General features: G+C 40.9%; 13 protein-coding genes and 1 pseudogene. 9 read left to right on the forward strand and 5 right to left on the reverse strand.

The features are described from left to right. Positions 1-902 precede the first annotated feature (902 nt). From NGR58_RS08450 to NGR58_RS08470, 5 genes are all read right to left on the reverse strand, one after another. Positions 903-1193: a hypothetical protein gene (locus tag NGR58_RS08450; RefSeq protein WP_258089095.1), complete on the reverse strand. Its 291-nt coding sequence runs from the start codon at positions 1191-1193 to the stop codon at positions 903-905. 335 nt (positions 1194-1528) lie between these two features. Continuing rightward, positions 1529-1729 carry a DpnD/PcfM family protein gene (locus NGR58_RS08455; protein ID WP_258089096.1) on the reverse strand — a complete coding sequence of 67 codons (201 nt, stop codon included), beginning with the start codon at positions 1727-1729 and terminating at the stop codon, positions 1529-1531. Positions 1730-1737: 8 nt separating this feature from the next. Next, positions 1738-1923 (reverse strand): hypothetical protein, encoded by a 186-nt coding sequence (locus NGR58_RS08460; RefSeq protein WP_043941729.1) that lies wholly within the window; start codon positions 1921-1923, stop codon positions 1738-1740. Next, the gene (locus tag NGR58_RS08465) at positions 1923-2354 is read right to left on the reverse strand and encodes a hypothetical protein (RefSeq protein WP_258089097.1); all 432 of its coding nucleotides are present in this window, start codon (positions 2352-2354) and stop codon (positions 1923-1925) included. The genes NGR58_RS08460 and NGR58_RS08465 overlap by 1 nt, the downstream gene beginning before the upstream one ends. A gap of 2 nt (positions 2355-2356) precedes the next feature. Then, positions 2357-2482 (reverse strand): hypothetical protein, encoded by a 126-nt coding sequence (locus NGR58_RS08470; RefSeq protein ID WP_258089098.1) that lies wholly within the window; start codon positions 2480-2482, stop codon positions 2357-2359. Positions 2483-3021: 539 nt separating this feature from the next. Here NGR58_RS08470 and NGR58_RS08475 point away from each other — a divergent pair. The 9 genes and pseudogenes from NGR58_RS08475 to NGR58_RS08515 all read left to right on the forward strand — a co-directional run. Further along, positions 3022-3267 carry a hypothetical protein gene (locus tag NGR58_RS08475; RefSeq protein WP_258089099.1) on the forward strand — a complete coding sequence of 82 codons (246 nt, stop codon included), beginning with the start codon at positions 3022-3024 and terminating at the stop codon, positions 3265-3267. Beyond that, the gene (locus NGR58_RS08480) at positions 3257-5485 is read left to right on the forward strand and encodes a toprim domain-containing protein (RefSeq protein ID WP_258089100.1); all 2229 of its coding nucleotides are present in this window, start codon (positions 3257-3259) and stop codon (positions 5483-5485) included. Before NGR58_RS08475 ends, NGR58_RS08480 begins: the two co-directional genes overlap by 11 nt. After that, positions 5482-6093: a hypothetical protein gene (locus NGR58_RS08485; protein ID WP_258089101.1), complete on the forward strand. Its 612-nt coding sequence runs from the start codon at positions 5482-5484 to the stop codon at positions 6091-6093. The genes NGR58_RS08480 and NGR58_RS08485 overlap by 4 nt, the downstream gene beginning before the upstream one ends. Further along, entirely contained in the window at positions 6090-7976 is a 1887-nt protein-coding gene (locus tag NGR58_RS08490; RefSeq protein ID WP_258089102.1) for an AAA family ATPase, read from the forward strand. Before NGR58_RS08485 ends, NGR58_RS08490 begins: the two co-directional genes overlap by 4 nt. Further along, a complete protein-coding gene (locus NGR58_RS08495; protein ID WP_258089103.1) occupies positions 7973-11107 on the forward strand; it encodes a type IV secretory system conjugative DNA transfer family protein in 3135 nt (1044 codons plus the stop codon). The genes NGR58_RS08490 and NGR58_RS08495 overlap by 4 nt, the downstream gene beginning before the upstream one ends. A gap of 18 nt (positions 11108-11125) precedes the next feature. Further along, positions 11126-13396, forward strand: a complete 2271-nt coding sequence (locus tag NGR58_RS08500; RefSeq protein WP_258089104.1) for a pLS20_p028 family conjugation system transmembrane protein — start codon at positions 11126-11128, stop codon at positions 13394-13396. A 19-nt stretch (positions 13397-13415) separates the two neighbouring features. Next, positions 13416-13934, forward strand: a complete 519-nt coding sequence (locus NGR58_RS08505) for a hypothetical protein (RefSeq protein ID WP_258089105.1) — start codon at positions 13416-13418, stop codon at positions 13932-13934. Positions 13935-14306: 372 nt separating this feature from the next. Then, positions 14307-14489, forward strand: coding sequence for an aminoacyltransferase (locus NGR58_RS08510; RefSeq protein ID WP_258089106.1), 183 nt, complete (start codon positions 14307-14309; stop codon positions 14487-14489). Positions 14490-14511: 22 nt separating this feature from the next. Beyond that, positions 14512-15561: pseudogene (locus NGR58_RS08515) on the forward strand (peptidoglycan bridge formation glycyltransferase FemA/FemB family protein); the annotation flags it as partial. Between the last annotated feature and the right edge of the window lie 336 nt (positions 15562-15897).

The raw sequence follows: 15897 nt of genomic DNA on the forward strand, positions 1-15897 counted from the left end.
TGCATCTTCACAATGCTGGCTTTAAAATCATCTTGATATCGTTTCATTGGAATGCTCCTATCTTGTTTTATTAATTATGGCACAACTGTTCAGAAATTTATGTACCAAATACTAGGATAGGAGCACTTCAACTAATTGAACAATTTAAATTAACTAAATTATTTATGGACGTATATAATAAAAATTTTTTGTGAATTTTTAAATGTATGTATTTACATAAGTTGATAATATATTAACATTAGAAGCAGAAACAGATATCATTACATCTGTTTCTGCTTCTTTAATTAGCTAAGTCGCCCAAAATACCACCTATACCAATCTAAGTTGACATAATACAGCATATCATGAGTTGTTGATTTACCGGTCCTGACAATGGTTTGTGCAATTCATCAAATTCACAAACTTATTTTTTGGCTGCCGGCACATTTCACAAACTTGAAATTCAAGCAATTTCACAAAGTAGACCAGTTTATAAGTTAGGGGTTATTCGGATGGAATTGTTGCCATTTACTTCGCAGATAACTCCACATATAACCACCACAAAAAGCAATGCCACAGAGCAAGCAAATTCCTACAATTTTAAAGAGCCACCAGCTGACAGATACAATCAAAATCACTAACCAACGAATGATTCGCCAGGACCAACCAATGGTGAGACCAAAAATATAGCAGACGAGAAATAACAGCAGGTAAAGAATAAAGTAAGGCATAGTCGACTCCTTTCTAGAGGTGTAAAACATTATGTATCCTAACTCATATGAGCTAGGGAATCTGACAACAGGTGTTTACTATCCTATTGGAGAAGACAATTTTTTTGCTTAAAGGAGTTTTTGTCAGAGCGATCTTTTCGGCAGCCACATTCCATAAGTTTAATATATCATTTTTACGATGCTAACAACTGGCTATAAGTATTGATAACCCGCTTGCCAATTTGCTAATTTTTGTGTAATAAGTTTTTGTAATTGTGATAAAAAGTTTGCATCAGACATGGAGTGTTGAAAAGTCACTGCTAGGATAGTCCCTAAGTAATTAACGAAGTAATGTGCTATGTCAGCATCATTGACGTTTAATTGAAAGGTGACTGCCATTAAATTAGTGGTACTAGCCTTAATCCCAAACGAGACTTGATTGTGTTGTTGTTGAATTTTTAATTGGTAAGTCGTTATAGGTGTTGTGACGGTTGTTCGTATCATAGCTGGCCTCCTAAAATTTTTCTGTTGGTCAATTGCCTTTCAGCAACTAACCAAACTTTCATTTTGACAGGAGAAGTGTGATACAGGCGGTGTCCGATGACAAGGGCAGCGTAGCTGTGCTATTTACCCTTGTCATCGGGCCTAGTGTTGCTTAGTGCCTGGGCACTTAGAAACACTGCCTGTATTAGAGTTTGGATGGCAAAAAGGAAGGATAGGTGATGAAAGGACGGTTGCGCCAAGCGGAACCGTTTGTCCCCGGTGGGGTCGGGGGTGTAAGGGAGCCCCGCTTGCGGGGACTGGGGCACGCAGGGAAGGGCGCAGTGCGCCCCGGTGATTTAAATTTCAATCCAACCGGTGTCAGTGGTTGGCGTATTGATGAGATATTGTGCATTTGTTAAGTCGGTAGCGGATAACACGACTTGTTCGTTCTGGTAGGCTTGTCGCACTTGTTGGTCAAGCTCGTTTTCACTATCGACTGTTAGCGCAACGGTACGGGTTAGTGTTTCTTCAAATGTGACGTAAATTTCTTTTTTCATGGTTTCTCTTACCTTTCAAAATCGTTTTTTACATGTAGATGAACTGATTGGGTGTCATCTGGGGTTAGGCTAATCTCGCCGTTGTCGTACATATTCATTGCTTGTTGACTTAAATCGTCAATGTTCATTTCAGGGGTTAAGTCAAGGGTGACTTCTTTTTGGCGATATTCCTCAAATAAAATGCGTACTTTCATTAGTTTTTTCCTTCATTTCTAAAGTGATACAAGGTACCGTTTTCTAATACATCATTAAAGGTCGTATGTGTTTGTTCATTCAACATGTGCGCCTTTTTTGTTTGAGCAAATTGATCAGTCGCAACGGATAGCGCTTGATACTGGCTTGCGGACATGGTACTTGCTTTAACCCCGGTGTCCATTAATAACAAGGCTTGAAAGAATAGCCGGGGGCTTTCTTTTTGTAAATCACTTAGCATGTTATAAATCGTTTCAACTAATTTTGCGTTGACGTTAGCCGATACCAGTTCCTCATAACCAGTAGATAAGGCTTTTTTGTAGTGTTCTTTGGGTACTTGAGTTTCTTTATAACCAAAGGTTATATCAGCCATAGCTTGCGCCATTTTGGTTAGGGGCAACTTTGTAAAATCGTCATAATAAGTTTTGGTCATGGTTATTCTCCTTGTTGTTCAGCGTATTTAATGAGTGTTTTTAGACTTTCGACATCTTTTTGATAGTCGTCATTGCCTAAACGAATGGTTACGGTGTCTTGTTCCTTACGGGCTACTAATAATTTCATAATCAAATCATCAAGCTCACTGGTTGATAAATCAATATCGGCAAAATTATCGTTTGCGAAAGGTAACGGTGTGGGACGAACACCACGCTAAAAACGTTAATGAAAAGTCGGTTAAGTTTTGAGACATAGTAAAACTCCTTTAAGATTGACTAGGTGTGACAAAAAATTTATCTGCCAGCAACCACCTGTTGTTGCTGGGTTTGTCGTTGTGACGGGAAATTTTTAGCAGATAGCGGGGACAAGCACAAGGGCGGCGCAGCCGTGCTATTTACCCTTGTGCTTGGCACTAGTTGTTCTTAGTCGCTTGCGACTTAGCAGAACTGCTGTCTTGCTATAAATGATAGGCACATAAGGCAGGCCCAGTAACATCAGGTGGTGGCAGGCGTAAGCCTGCTTTGACCCCCGCTTGCGGGGCCTGGGGTTACTAGGTTATTACTGTTTGAAAAATTGTTTGGGACACTTTTACATAGGCCTATTAAAATTCGTTACGATAACCCTAAAGTAAAGCAATGAATTTAGTTATTTAGGGAGGCTATCATATGGTATCGAAGAAATTAGCAACACGTTTAGCAAAGAAGAAGAATGAATTGGCAAACGCCGAGGAACGCGTAAAAGTGTTGAAGGAAGAATTAGCAACGTTAAATCAACAAGTCCAATTAGAACTGGTTAAACAATTACAAACGAATCTAAAAACGGATGATTTAACGGAAGTGGCCAATTTTATTGCCCAGGTTGATCCAACACAAGTCCCCGCTGATGACGGAGGTGAGCAAGATGGCTATTAATCGTGCAGCAATGAAAGCCTTACCGATTCAAGGCTATTTAGATTACAAAGGAATTGATTATAAGACGGAACACAACCGCTTGCGGCTTGTGGACCATGATAGTTGTGTCATTAATACTGATAAGAATGTCTTTTTTTGGAACTCCAAACAAATTTCGGGTGATTTAGGTGACTTTATTGCTGCGTATGAGGACGTCACCCCGAAAGAAGCCTGGGTGCGCTGGTCAGAATTTGGTCGGCATTACAACGGACAAGATGAGACCGAGAAGGCTAAATATCAAGCATCCGCTCGGGAAAATAATTACAAGTTTAATTGGCAAAGATGGCGAATAGCGCAAACCACTAACAATTCAGAAGATTATTTAGTGAACGAACGTGGTTTTGACGCCACGTTCGTGCAACGTTTGGCGAAAGCTGACTTTATTAAACAAGGTAAACCAAGACAGGACCGCCAGACAAAAGAATGGCAAAAGCCGGCGATTTTATTTCCATGGCACGATGAAAATGACCAAGTTGTTGGTTTAGATCAACAAGGTACTGAAATTAATTTTGAAAAATATGGTAAACGTGGGACGCAAAAAAAGGTGGCCGCTGGTTCGGATACCCGTTACGGGTATAACTTTCGCACAGGGAATGGTGCTGACCAGTTAATCGTGTTTGAGTCACCAATTGATGCATTATCTTATGCCCAGATGCATTTTACGGAACCAACCAATAAAAATACGACTTTCTTATCATTATCCGGGACAGATCATCAAAAAGTCTTGTCACAACTTGATCGCATGAAGCAATTAAACGGCCATTTACCAAAGCAATTGGTTTTGGCAACGGATAATGATTTAGCCGGATTTAAAGCAGCAGCACCCTTTGATATGTTGCAATTTGAGGGTATGACAAATATTAGGCAAATCCCAACACAAGGTAAAGATTGGAACGATCAATTAAAGGCACATGACCCCGCTATTAAAACACTCACAATGGATGAAAACCAACAACAATTAGCCGCACTAGAGACGTTTACACAACAGGCCAAGCCAGCAGTGGCAAAAGCAACGACTGATGAAAAGCAAGTTGCCCAACCGCAACGTGTGGCGCGCCAGCAACGGCGGGAAGACCGTAAGGGTAAGAGTCGTGAGCGGAATGAAGAAATTATTAAAGATACTTTGACGCGTGTACAAAATTATCAAAATGATCCCAAAGAAGTACAGCAATATTTGGATTTTGTGGCCCAGGGGCAAAACTATTCTCCTCGTAATACTTTACTAATTTATGGCCAACGGCAAGATGCCACCATCGTCATGGGTTATAAACAATTTGCTGAACGTGGTATCCAAGTTAATAAAGGCGAAAAGGGTATGAAGATTTATGGGGCGCCCAAAAATCTACAAAGTATTGTGACTCCTGCCGGTGATCGGGTTTATTGGCGTGATGCGACAGCAGAACAGCGGCAACAAGCCAAAGCTGGTGAGCTAGAAACGCGAACAGTTAAGCATTATCAGATTGAGACCGTATTTGATGTGAAGCAAACTAATGCCAAATTGGACGACTTACCCAAGTTATTGCCAAATCGGCCAGTTAATTTAGCCACTGACCAATCACCGGAACACCTTGAAACGGTGTATCAAACGCTTAAAAAGTATGCGCAAGATGAACAACATGCACGGGTGGTTGACCAAGACCAAGGGGCGATTAAATTCTTAGCGGATCATAAGCCGATGACGAGTCACGGGGTAGCCAAGGGGGCGACAGCGATTAATCGGCAAAAACCGGATGAACCAACAATTATTTTACGCCCAGATTTGCCCGTGACGGATCGGATTGCCACGTTAGCGCATGAAATGGGCCATACGGCGTTACATCAACAAAGTGATGACAAGATCCCTAACGGGGTGCAAGAGTTGCAAGCTGAAATGACCAGTTATGTGGTCTTAAAAAATGTCGGCGTGGAACCTGGTGATATTAGTGAAAAATATATGAGTGATTGGACTAATCACTTAAAGGAATTTTCCGACCTAAAAGAGAAATCACCTAATCTAATAACCGATGTGACTAGAGCGAGTACGTCAATCACAAATTATCTGGCAGATCGCCTCTCAGATGGGCAACAAATAACGCATACCCGTCGTGCAGCGCCCAACATACAACCAACGGCTGTACAATTGGCAACCAACCAAGGAATTCAAGATCAAACAAATGAAACACGAGGACCTAAGCGATGACACAATTAACCACCTTACAAGGCAAACTGGTACAAGTAGCCCAAGGTAATGGACTTTATATGCTGACTATTGATACGGCACAAGCTGCAGCTGGTTTATTAGAATTACCGGTGACCGCCGAGCAATATCATAGTTTATTTCCTGCCGGTGATCCGGTTTTAAATGAGGAATATGAAGTGACGATACAACAAGATGCGCAACACATGACGTTAGTTAATGTTTTTCCAGTCGATGCTGAAGTGGTCCCAGCTGATCTAGTACCGACTTTAACGACAACGCAGGATATGGAACTACAAGGAGAGCATTTTATGGATACGCAAAAACAAGCGGCTGCTTTAGAAAAACGCTTAAATGAAATTCGACAAGATGATTCTTTAATGCAAGATATTCAAGCAGAACTTGATCAAGAAGCTGAACAACGCCGCGCGAATATTGAAGCTCGTCAACAAGGACAAGGCATCGAACAACTCTTTACTGAAGAAGAATTAGCCCAGATGCAGCAAAGACAACAACAGGCAAAAACCGAAACAATTTCTCTGTCAGAACAAACGCGGGTTGCCAAACAAGATGATGACGATTTACCACTGGGAGGAGATGATGAGGTATGACCAACACCTATCTAGAAGCGTTTACAACCAATTTAAATCAAGTCATTGCTGCACAACCGTCAGAATATGGGGCGTTTGGTCGTGATGCAGAATTAGGTCGGCTGATTCGCATTTTAAATCAACATAAGAAAAATAGTGCCGCAGTCTTAGGTGAAGCCGGGGTTGGAAAAACTGCCTTAGTCGAAGAATTGGTGAAACGCATCTTGACGCAAGATGACAGTTTACATGGCACGTTAGTCAATCGTGAAGTCCATTCATTAGAGTTAGCCAGTTTAATGACGACAACCGCTGGTGGTAATTTTGCCTCAAATCTGCATCATTTAGTGGCTGAAGTTAAAGCAAATCCCCAGATCTTATTATTTATTGATGAGATGCACGAATTAATTGGCACAGGTGCTGAAGGCACGTCTGGTATGGATGCCGCTAATATCTTAAAGCCGGCCATCGGCCGGGGTGAAATTCAAGTTATTGGCGCCACCACAACGGCAGAATTTAAACAATATATTGAATCTGATAATGCAATGGAACGTCGTTTTGATAAAGTCATGCTAGATGAATTTACGCCAGCTCAAACCAAAACAACTTTACAGCGAATCATTGCAGCAACCACGGATCATGTTGCTGTACCTGATCCAGTCATTGACACCATTATTCAATTTTCTGACCGGTACATTACCACACATTTTTTCCCGGAGAAGGCGATTACCTTGCTTGATAATGCCTTAGTAGCGGCAAAAATGAATGACCATTCAGTATTAACGACAACGGATGTCGCCAGTATTATTAACGAACGCTATCGCGTACCAATGTCAGTTTTGACGGAAGAAGATGACAACCGCTTGTTTCAGTTGTACGAACGGATGCAGCGTCAAGTGATTGGTCAAAACGCAGCGTTGAAAAAAATTGTCACGAGTATTCGTGTTCGTACTGCTGGTTTAGGTGATATGAGTAAGCCCTTGTCATTTCTATTAGCCGGAACACCCGGTGTGGGGAAAACGGAAACCGCCAAAGCGTTAGCAACGCATTACTTTGGTGATGAACGGCAATTAATCCGCTTTGATATGTCGGAATTTAAATTTGCTAAGCAATCGATGCAACGGTTTGCCGAGCGGGCAGCCGAAGCGGTGAAGTTTAATCCCTATTCAGTTTTATTATTGGATGAGATTGAAAAGGCGGACCCGATGGTCTTAGATTTATTGCTACAAATCCTAGACGATGGTCGTTTAACCAACGAACGTGGTCAAACGATTAACTTTAAAGATTTGATTGTTGTCATGACCACCAACATTGGGCATCAATTAATTATTGAACGCGCAGCTAAAAGTGATGACTACCGGCATGATTCACAGCATCAATTGACCTTCAGTAAAAATTTTGAAAATGCCTTATTAGGAGCCGGTTTACGGCAAGAATTTATCTGTCGTATTGGCGCTACTATTATTTTTAAACCATTAGATGTGCCGGATGTGAAGCGCATTATTGATTTGAAACTGACGAAACTTAATCAACAAGCCCAACGGCAAGGTTATCAATTGGTTTATCGTACGCAAGATGTTAGCCAATTAATTCCAAGTTTTGCAAGTGGCCAAGAATTTGTGGATGATCGGGTGATCGCCACGCATCCACTCATTGATTTCCTCGTTAATAAAGGTTATCGGAAGAGTTTAGGTGTACGCCCACTGGATGATTCCATCATGGAATTTGTGGAAGCACAGATGGCCACCGCAATTTTACACGAACGTCGCACTGGTCAAGTCAAAGGGCATTCCTTTGTCTTTCGGGCATGGGGTAATCCGCCGGATGCCACGCATCCACGGGGGAGTTGGCAAGCCGTTGTTTCGCAAACAGAATTACCAAGCAACCAAGAGGAGGAGGTTTCATGAGTAAAGAGTGGTTTGGCAACCGTTATGAACAAGCCCGATCGTATGAAAAACAAAGTCAAATTCGCTTGCGGGGTCAATTCTGGTTTCAAGGACTTGTTTTTGCCGGTTATTGTGCCTTAGGCATTATGATGGCGCTGCTGGTGGGAACTTTAGCAGGCGCACTTTGGTACATTATTCGTTCTGGGTTGGGCAACATGGCGTTGAATATGTTCAATGTATACTTTAAACCGGCTTTTGGTTGGGATTACTTGCAACAATATGTCATGTTTTCATTATCTGGTGGTGTCTTACATGAACAGTCTTATATCATTTGGGCGATTATGGTGGTCATGTTTGCCATTTTCTGCCGGTTAGGGATTAAGAATTGGTATGACTGGGTACAAAAATTTGGCGACAGGACAACCAATCAAAATCGCTGGGCCACACTGCACGAAATTGAACGCACCTATGTGTTAATTCCTGATCGTAATAAATTTTATAAGGGTCCGGCAGGGCAACCGATTAGTCACATTTCCGGTTATGCGTTTGCGTTTTTCAAATTGCATCCATTCCTTTGGTTAAAACAAGTGATGAAAGCTCCCTTGGGTTTGAATCGCGAAACATTCCCCAAGTGGTACCAGCAAGTGCGACCACGGTTGATGCAACTACCACTATTAAACAAGTATTTTGATGCCCAACGCACGGTTGAAGGTGGGTTTCAAGGCTTTTATTGGATTGATCCAAAACCGACACACGCGATTACCACCGGGGCAACCCGTTCTGGTAAGGACCAACGTCGCGGCTATAATTTTATTGATATTATGCGCCGGGCTGAAGTGCAACCCAATATCATTGATACTGATGCAAAAAATGAAGATGCCAAGATGTCGTTTATACCACTACAAAAGGCCGGATATGAAGTGCAATTACTCAACATTGCCGACACGGATTGGTCTGAATCGTGGAACCCGTTTCAAGTTGCTTTGAATTATGCAATGGCGGGTGAATTAGATAAGGCCCGAGACGAGGCAATGGTCATTGTCCAAATTATTGGCTCATCGAGTTCATCTGAAGGTGGTAATGATATTTGGGATAAGACAGCGGAAGACACGCAATTAGCGATTATTCTGATTCTCTTATGGTTAGCGATGGCCCAAGATGATCAAACATTGGCTACACCAGCAGGGGTGCCGCAATTCATTAATTCTGTGAATCAATTTAATGATGCCAAGGACAAGAATTTGGATGGATTAACGCAATACTTTAACATGTTACGTCAATTAGATCCGATGCCCCCAATTATTAATGAGGCGATTCTAAAAGCGGGATCTTACTTAGGGGCGACTGGTGATACCAAATCATCCGTTATGTTTACGCTTCAAAGTCGTTCCAGTTTATTTGCTTCTGAAACCGTTGCACGACTTACCTCACGGTCAACCATTCAAATTGCTGATTATGGTTTTCCACGAATGCTAAAGGTGAATGTCCCAACAGACTATGCCGGTGCAACGGCATTAGTAGAACTCTACAAACGCCAAGATGACGCACCTCAAGGGCATTATTTGGAACAAGATGCCGTGAAAGTGAGTCGTGCCGGGGTTATTCAATATCCGTTCCATCAAGTTTTTCCTGATGAATGGCTGATTAAGATTCACTTTGCTGACAAGGGAAATCCAAAGCATCTGCAAAAGTCATGGCTGCAAATTACGGGTGAGAAACGCGTTAAGCGTCAATTGAATCAACAAGTCAAAATTGATCCACATAGTCAACAACCCGTTAAACAAGTGGTGACGTATCCTTTGCAGCAAGCGTTAATTAGCGATGAGCCGGCTACTTTTGACTTACGTTATTCCGAAAAGCCCAAGGCCGTATTTATTGTGACGCCACAAAGTAATGATAATTATGCTGCAATTGCGTCATTGTTCTTAGGTCAGGTTTTTTCAGTTAATACGCAAATTGCTTCAGAAATTACTCGTCGTAAGATGGACCGGCAGATTATCTACAAGTTGAATGAGTTTTCAATGTTTCCCCGGATTCCAGGCTTTGATAACTTCTTAACCCGTGGCTTAACCTACGGTCATATTGTGGATATGTATGTACAAGATGATGTGCAAGTGGCCAAGCATTATTCAGAATCAGAAGCCAAAGAAATTATGAATAACATGTTGACGCAATTTCATATTCAAACCAAGGATCGTGATACCAACCAAGCTGTATCCGATCGTTTAGGTGAAATTGAGGTGCAAAAAGAAATTGTGAACTCGCAAATGGGTGAGCAACAACAAGACCGAGGCAATCGCCAAATTTCAATTGATAAGATGCCATTACTATCAGCCAAAGAATTAGAGGAGTTAAATGATGGTGAAATGGTAATTATGCGTACGGCAAAGCGAAATGATAAGAAGTGGCGCCGCATTCGACCGCTACCGATTTTCGATACCGGCAAAACATTGATGCCGAATGCTTGTGATCTCATTGGTAAAAGCTATCGTTTGGATTACTACACCACGGATTTGCGCATTAAGAACAACACCAAGCATTTAAGTTATCAAGACATTTTCCAGGATTACAGTGGGTATTTCAAGCAATTAGCTGCCCAGGTGAATCCGGAAACCATTGAAACTGAAATTGAGACAGCACCAGCAGTCAATATGAGTACTGATGTGTCAGAAACATCAAATGAGACGACCTTAGATGCGGCAATGATGAATTCGTCTGCTACCAATACAATGGTAACGGTTAAACAACCAGTAGAACAGCCGGTATCTGACAGTGACGAAAGTCAACCGGTGGCTGACAAAGGCAGTGAGGAAATCAATGATGAGGAGGAAGTGGATGATTATACGATTTGGCAACGTGATTTTGCACAACATGCAAATGAGAAGTTAGTCTCAATTGTTGATTTAACGAATGCCGATTTCATGGCACAAGTTGAAGATATGATTGCAACGGCACTAGATACACCAACCATCACAGCTGATGCCGAGAAGTTAGCGGTACAAGCCGATGCCGTCGACCATCAATTCTTTAAACGACATGTTGATTTAAACCAACAAGCTGCGATGCGGGAATTCCTGGCAGATGATGAACGGTGTTTTGATTTACTAATGAACATTGACGAACTGCGTGAGGCACAAGTCACAGAAAATTAAGGAAAGCGAGGAACAAACATGATTGGATTGGTACCACTACCAGCAAGTGGCCCCACAAATGCGTTTTATGAATCATGGGCCGATTATTTACAACCAAAATCACGCATGTTTTTGTCAGTTTTACAGATGATGTGTCAAGGAATTGCGGATTTGTGTTATGACTTAGCAAACGCCGTACTAACCGCCTGGCATGCAGCCTGGAAACTAATGGATTTTAGTAGTCTATTCACCAAAGCCGATGGTTCAGGACAAGATATGTCCGGATACGGATTAACCCAGTATATTGGGATTTTCTTTATGGTTGGAATTATTATTTTAGCTTTGATGTTGGCGATTCAAGTGATTCAATTTAATTTAACTTCTGGTCGTCGAGGTAAAGAATGGCCAGCCGGTATTGTAACAGCGGTGATTATCATTGCTATGGTGCCACTACTCATTTCAGGTGGTACCCAGGTCGCTAAAAGTATGGATGCGGAACTTTTAGGGGGCACCAGTACAACGGATGTTCGGTCAGGGAGTCATAGTATTTTGACAGATATTTGGAAAAATAACTCTGTTGATCTTAAAAAGGTGGCCCAGGATAATTTCAATGTGGATGATAAAAAAATTCATGATTATAGCCCAATTCAAAAAAATTCATCCAACGCGATTGTTAAGTCATCCATTTTTACGGATACTATTGATGACGATGTCAAAAAGGGTATGAAGGATAAGGCTAAAGATGTTTTTGCGAATAAACAAGGAGAAAGCACAATCAAGAAAGTTGATAAAGGTGGTTGGTTAAAAGGTACCGAAGAAGTTTACCCACGGGTGAAAGTGAACTGGATTGGGATTATTGCAGCAGAGATTGTCTTTGCGATTGTCGGATTCTTAGCAATTATTGAACTAATTGTGCGCTTCTTCCGGTTAGCTTATTATTCACTAACCTTACTAGCATTAGCCTTTCGCGATATGGAAGGTAAAAAGGCAATGCAAATTCTGCATGTGATGGAAGGTAGTATCTTAGGCATGGCTTTATTGCCTTTAAATTTGGTTTTATTCTTTGCTTTCGTGCAATGGGGTATGATAGCAATTAACGATCAAAATCTCTCTTGGGGACCTTATACTGTGGTAAGCGTGGCGCTATTGTTAGCTGCCGGTAAAGGGTTGTTATCAGGATTTGCTTTGATTGACGACTGGACGGGTATGCCAACGGGTCATGGTGGCACGGCTAGTGGCCTCATTGGTGCCGTTGCGGTCACCGCAGGTGTTGGTCGTGCATCCAAAGGATTGTCTGGATCGGCCGTGCGGACAGCGGGTGCTGTTGGACATGGTGTTGCCAAAGGTGGTCAAAAAGCAATGGCTGGTGGTCAGAAAGTTGCTAGTGGTGCCCAGGCTATGAAGGAAAAAGTTAGTCAAGCTGGTAAACGTGGTAATGCAACACAGCAAGCAGTACAAGGTGGTGCCAGTGGTGGTCAAGGCCAACAAACAGCTACATCGGCAAATAGTCTTGGGACAAGCGGTTTGCCAATTAATGCAGCTGCTAGTGGACCAAATACCAGTGCAGATCACCCTGAAACAGCTAGTCAAGCAGCCGGAGCGACGACTACCGGTGCCAATACCACTAGTGATACGCAAGCGGTACCTGGTACCAGCGGATCACGAACACCAGCACAAGCACATAATCCCGGTACACAACCAGGGCGAGCAATCAGTGGTAATGCAGGTACCATGGCGCAAACCAGCCAGCCAACCGGTGATCAACCTGAAAATGGTGGTGTGGTAGGTTCTGGTAACACAGCAACTGGTGGACAACCAGGACTTATCTTACCGAATAATGTGGCAAGCAGCAGTGGTTCAAGCGAATCGTCGCAAGCATCTGTCACTAGTCGTGATGGTAGTCAAGCAACTGCAAGACCGGCAGTTACCCCACCAAAAACGACACCGTCAGTGACTGGTCGTCAAAGTGGTCAACCACAGTCAATGGGATCATTTAATGGTCCAGCGGTTGCACCAACAAGCACTAGTTCGCTAGCAATGCCTAATCAGCAATCAAGTCAGATGCAACAACCACAGCCTAATCCAACGCCGGTACAACCAGTTAATTCAGTGGGGACTAATCGCCAACCAGTTAATAATCAAGGGGTAACTTCGCAGCGGGCAACTAGTCAACGAGGTACTGTTCAGCCAACTAACCGAGTTCAAACAAACCAACGCGCGACAAACAACACGTATAATAATCTGCAGAGGGAAGTTCAACAAGATTTAAGACAGGCTTATCCCCGAAAAGATAATCCACAACGTTCATAGAACCAGTCGGAGGTAAAACATGAGTACAAGAATTAAATGGTTAATTAGTCTAATTGCAGCAGCCGTTGTTGTCGCTGGTGGTGTTTCGTATGGCATCTACAAACACAATCAACCTCTATCAGACGAGGCTTTTAGCAAATTAGAAATTGACGAACAATTTGAAAAGGCACCAGCTGGACATTATATACATTTACGCAAGGATGATCCCACACTATATCGGACGACTTGGTCACCAAAACAAATAAAAAATTACTTTTTTAATAAATATAATATAGGAGTTAAAACTAGAGCTGACGGAACAACCGCAGAAAAAACTAAATTAGGAACTAATCACTTGTTTAACAACAATCGTTTAGTTGATAAACAACAAGGTTGTGGAGAAATTGGTCGTATTTATCATGAAACTTACGGTAACAGTAAATTTAATTCGGGAATGACATATTACTCTGACTCGGTTTATAACTGGTACTTTAAGAGTCCAGAACAAGCACAAAAGGATCCTGACGTGAAGGAAAATGTAAATCAATTAGTCCGGTAATTGTACAGTTTATTTCATTACTCGTAAAAAAATTAGTAACCAAAAGTAGTTTGTTTAAACGGAAAATACGTATATATGTAAGATACAAGTCTAAGAACCTGTGCTACAAAGCACTTAGCTCTTAGGTTTTTTTGAATATGAGATGATTTTTTCCTTATATATTAAGTAGTTATCTTATATCTTAGTGCTGGATTTCCTATCACTTTACTGTAATGAAAATTATTTATTAGAGTAACTTTAGTCACCAAACAGTTTAAATTTTCATTGAATTTTTTAAGCTATTTTAGTCTCAGTGAATCATGGTGTACAATTAATGTTGTTTACATATATGTATTATTATCAATAAATATAGGAATGGGTTTTCGAAAAATTATGAAGTTTAAAGAACTAGATAGTCAATTAGACCAATGGGAAGAGTTTGTGGAAACTAATGAGTTAGGGAACTTTGGTCAAAGTAGTTTTCAATTTGAATTATTGTTAAGTAGAGGTCGTAAAGCAAAAGTATTTGGTGTTGTGAACGATATAGACGAAATTCTTGCGGGGGGGGGTCGTTAATTGAGACCCAACAAAATTAGGTTATAAGTATTCATTAGATTACGGACCAATTGTAAAGGATTGGGCTGATAAGGATGCTTTGCAATGTTTTTTTGATGGTTTAGTACAGTATGCTAAACATAATAAAGGGTTGTATTTAAGTGTGTCGCCAAATGCGATTTATCAAGAATTCGACAATGATGGCCAACCAATTTGTACACCTAAAAAGCAAATTCTTGATACGATGTGTAGTTTAGGGTTCACACATGAACCATTTAAGTATGGGATGCAAGATACTGGAGTGACAGTTTGGCAATATGTGAAAAAGATTGATGGTCAAACATACCCGGAAATATCAAAGAGCTACCATAAGATGGCCAAGCAGTATTTAAAGAAGAATAAACTCTATCAAGTTAATGTGCGTGAACTATCTAGAGAAGAATTACCAATGTTTAAACAAATTATTGATGATACGGCTGAACGTCGGCATTTCTTGAGTAAAGATCTAATTTATTTTGAAACAGCGTATGATAAATTCCAGGATCGGATTAAGTTTGTAGTAGCAGAAGTATGCTTCTCGAAGTATATTCAAGTTGCGACCGATAAACTGGAAAAGGCCAACCGTGATATTGATAAGTTACAGCAGAAACGTGAGACAGCTGCTAATAAAACGCGTATTGATAAACAACTTAGTGAATTATTTAAACAAAGGGAAAATCATAAAATACGCATTGAACATGGTAAGCAAATGCGGATTCATGCAGGAAAAGATGTAATTCCAGTTGCTGCAGCTATGTTCATCATTATGCCGCAAGAAACGGATTATTTATTCTCGGGATCATATGAAGAATACAGTGAATTCTATGCACCTTACCAGATTCAAGACTATATGTTACAAATTTCGCAAAAATTAGGGGTTAAAACGTATAACTTCTTAGGCATTGACGGTAAATTTGACGGTACCGATGGTGTGTTAAAGTTCAAGACGCAATTTGAGGGTGTCGCACAGCAATTAATTGGTACTTTTGACATACCGGTAAATAAATTTAAATATAATATGTATATTAAACTGAAAAAATTAATCGCAAGATAGTGAAAATTTATTATGTTTTTTGACAAACCTAGCCTTAAAATAATGTAATGGAAGATGTTTTGTGGTGATTATACTATTACATAGTTGTAATATTCATTTGGGTAAAATTTAAAACAGAGCGTTCAACGTAACCTTATGTTGAACGCTTTTTTTGTGCAAAATTGTTCCTATTTTTCTTGGCTCTGTGTCAAATAGCGTGAAAAACAGTAAAATCGATTAATTAGGTTTGTGAAAAGCGACTGTGAATCTGACAGATTATGTCAGATTCATGGTCGTTTTTTGTGTTAATAAGTTCATGAAGTTTACTTTAATTTGGTGACGATTAAATAGTTGTAG

Source organism: Weissella fangxianensis (genome assembly GCF_024718545.1).
In the GTDB taxonomy this organism is placed as follows: domain Bacteria; phylum Bacillota; class Bacilli; order Lactobacillales; family Lactobacillaceae; genus Weissella; species Weissella fangxianensis.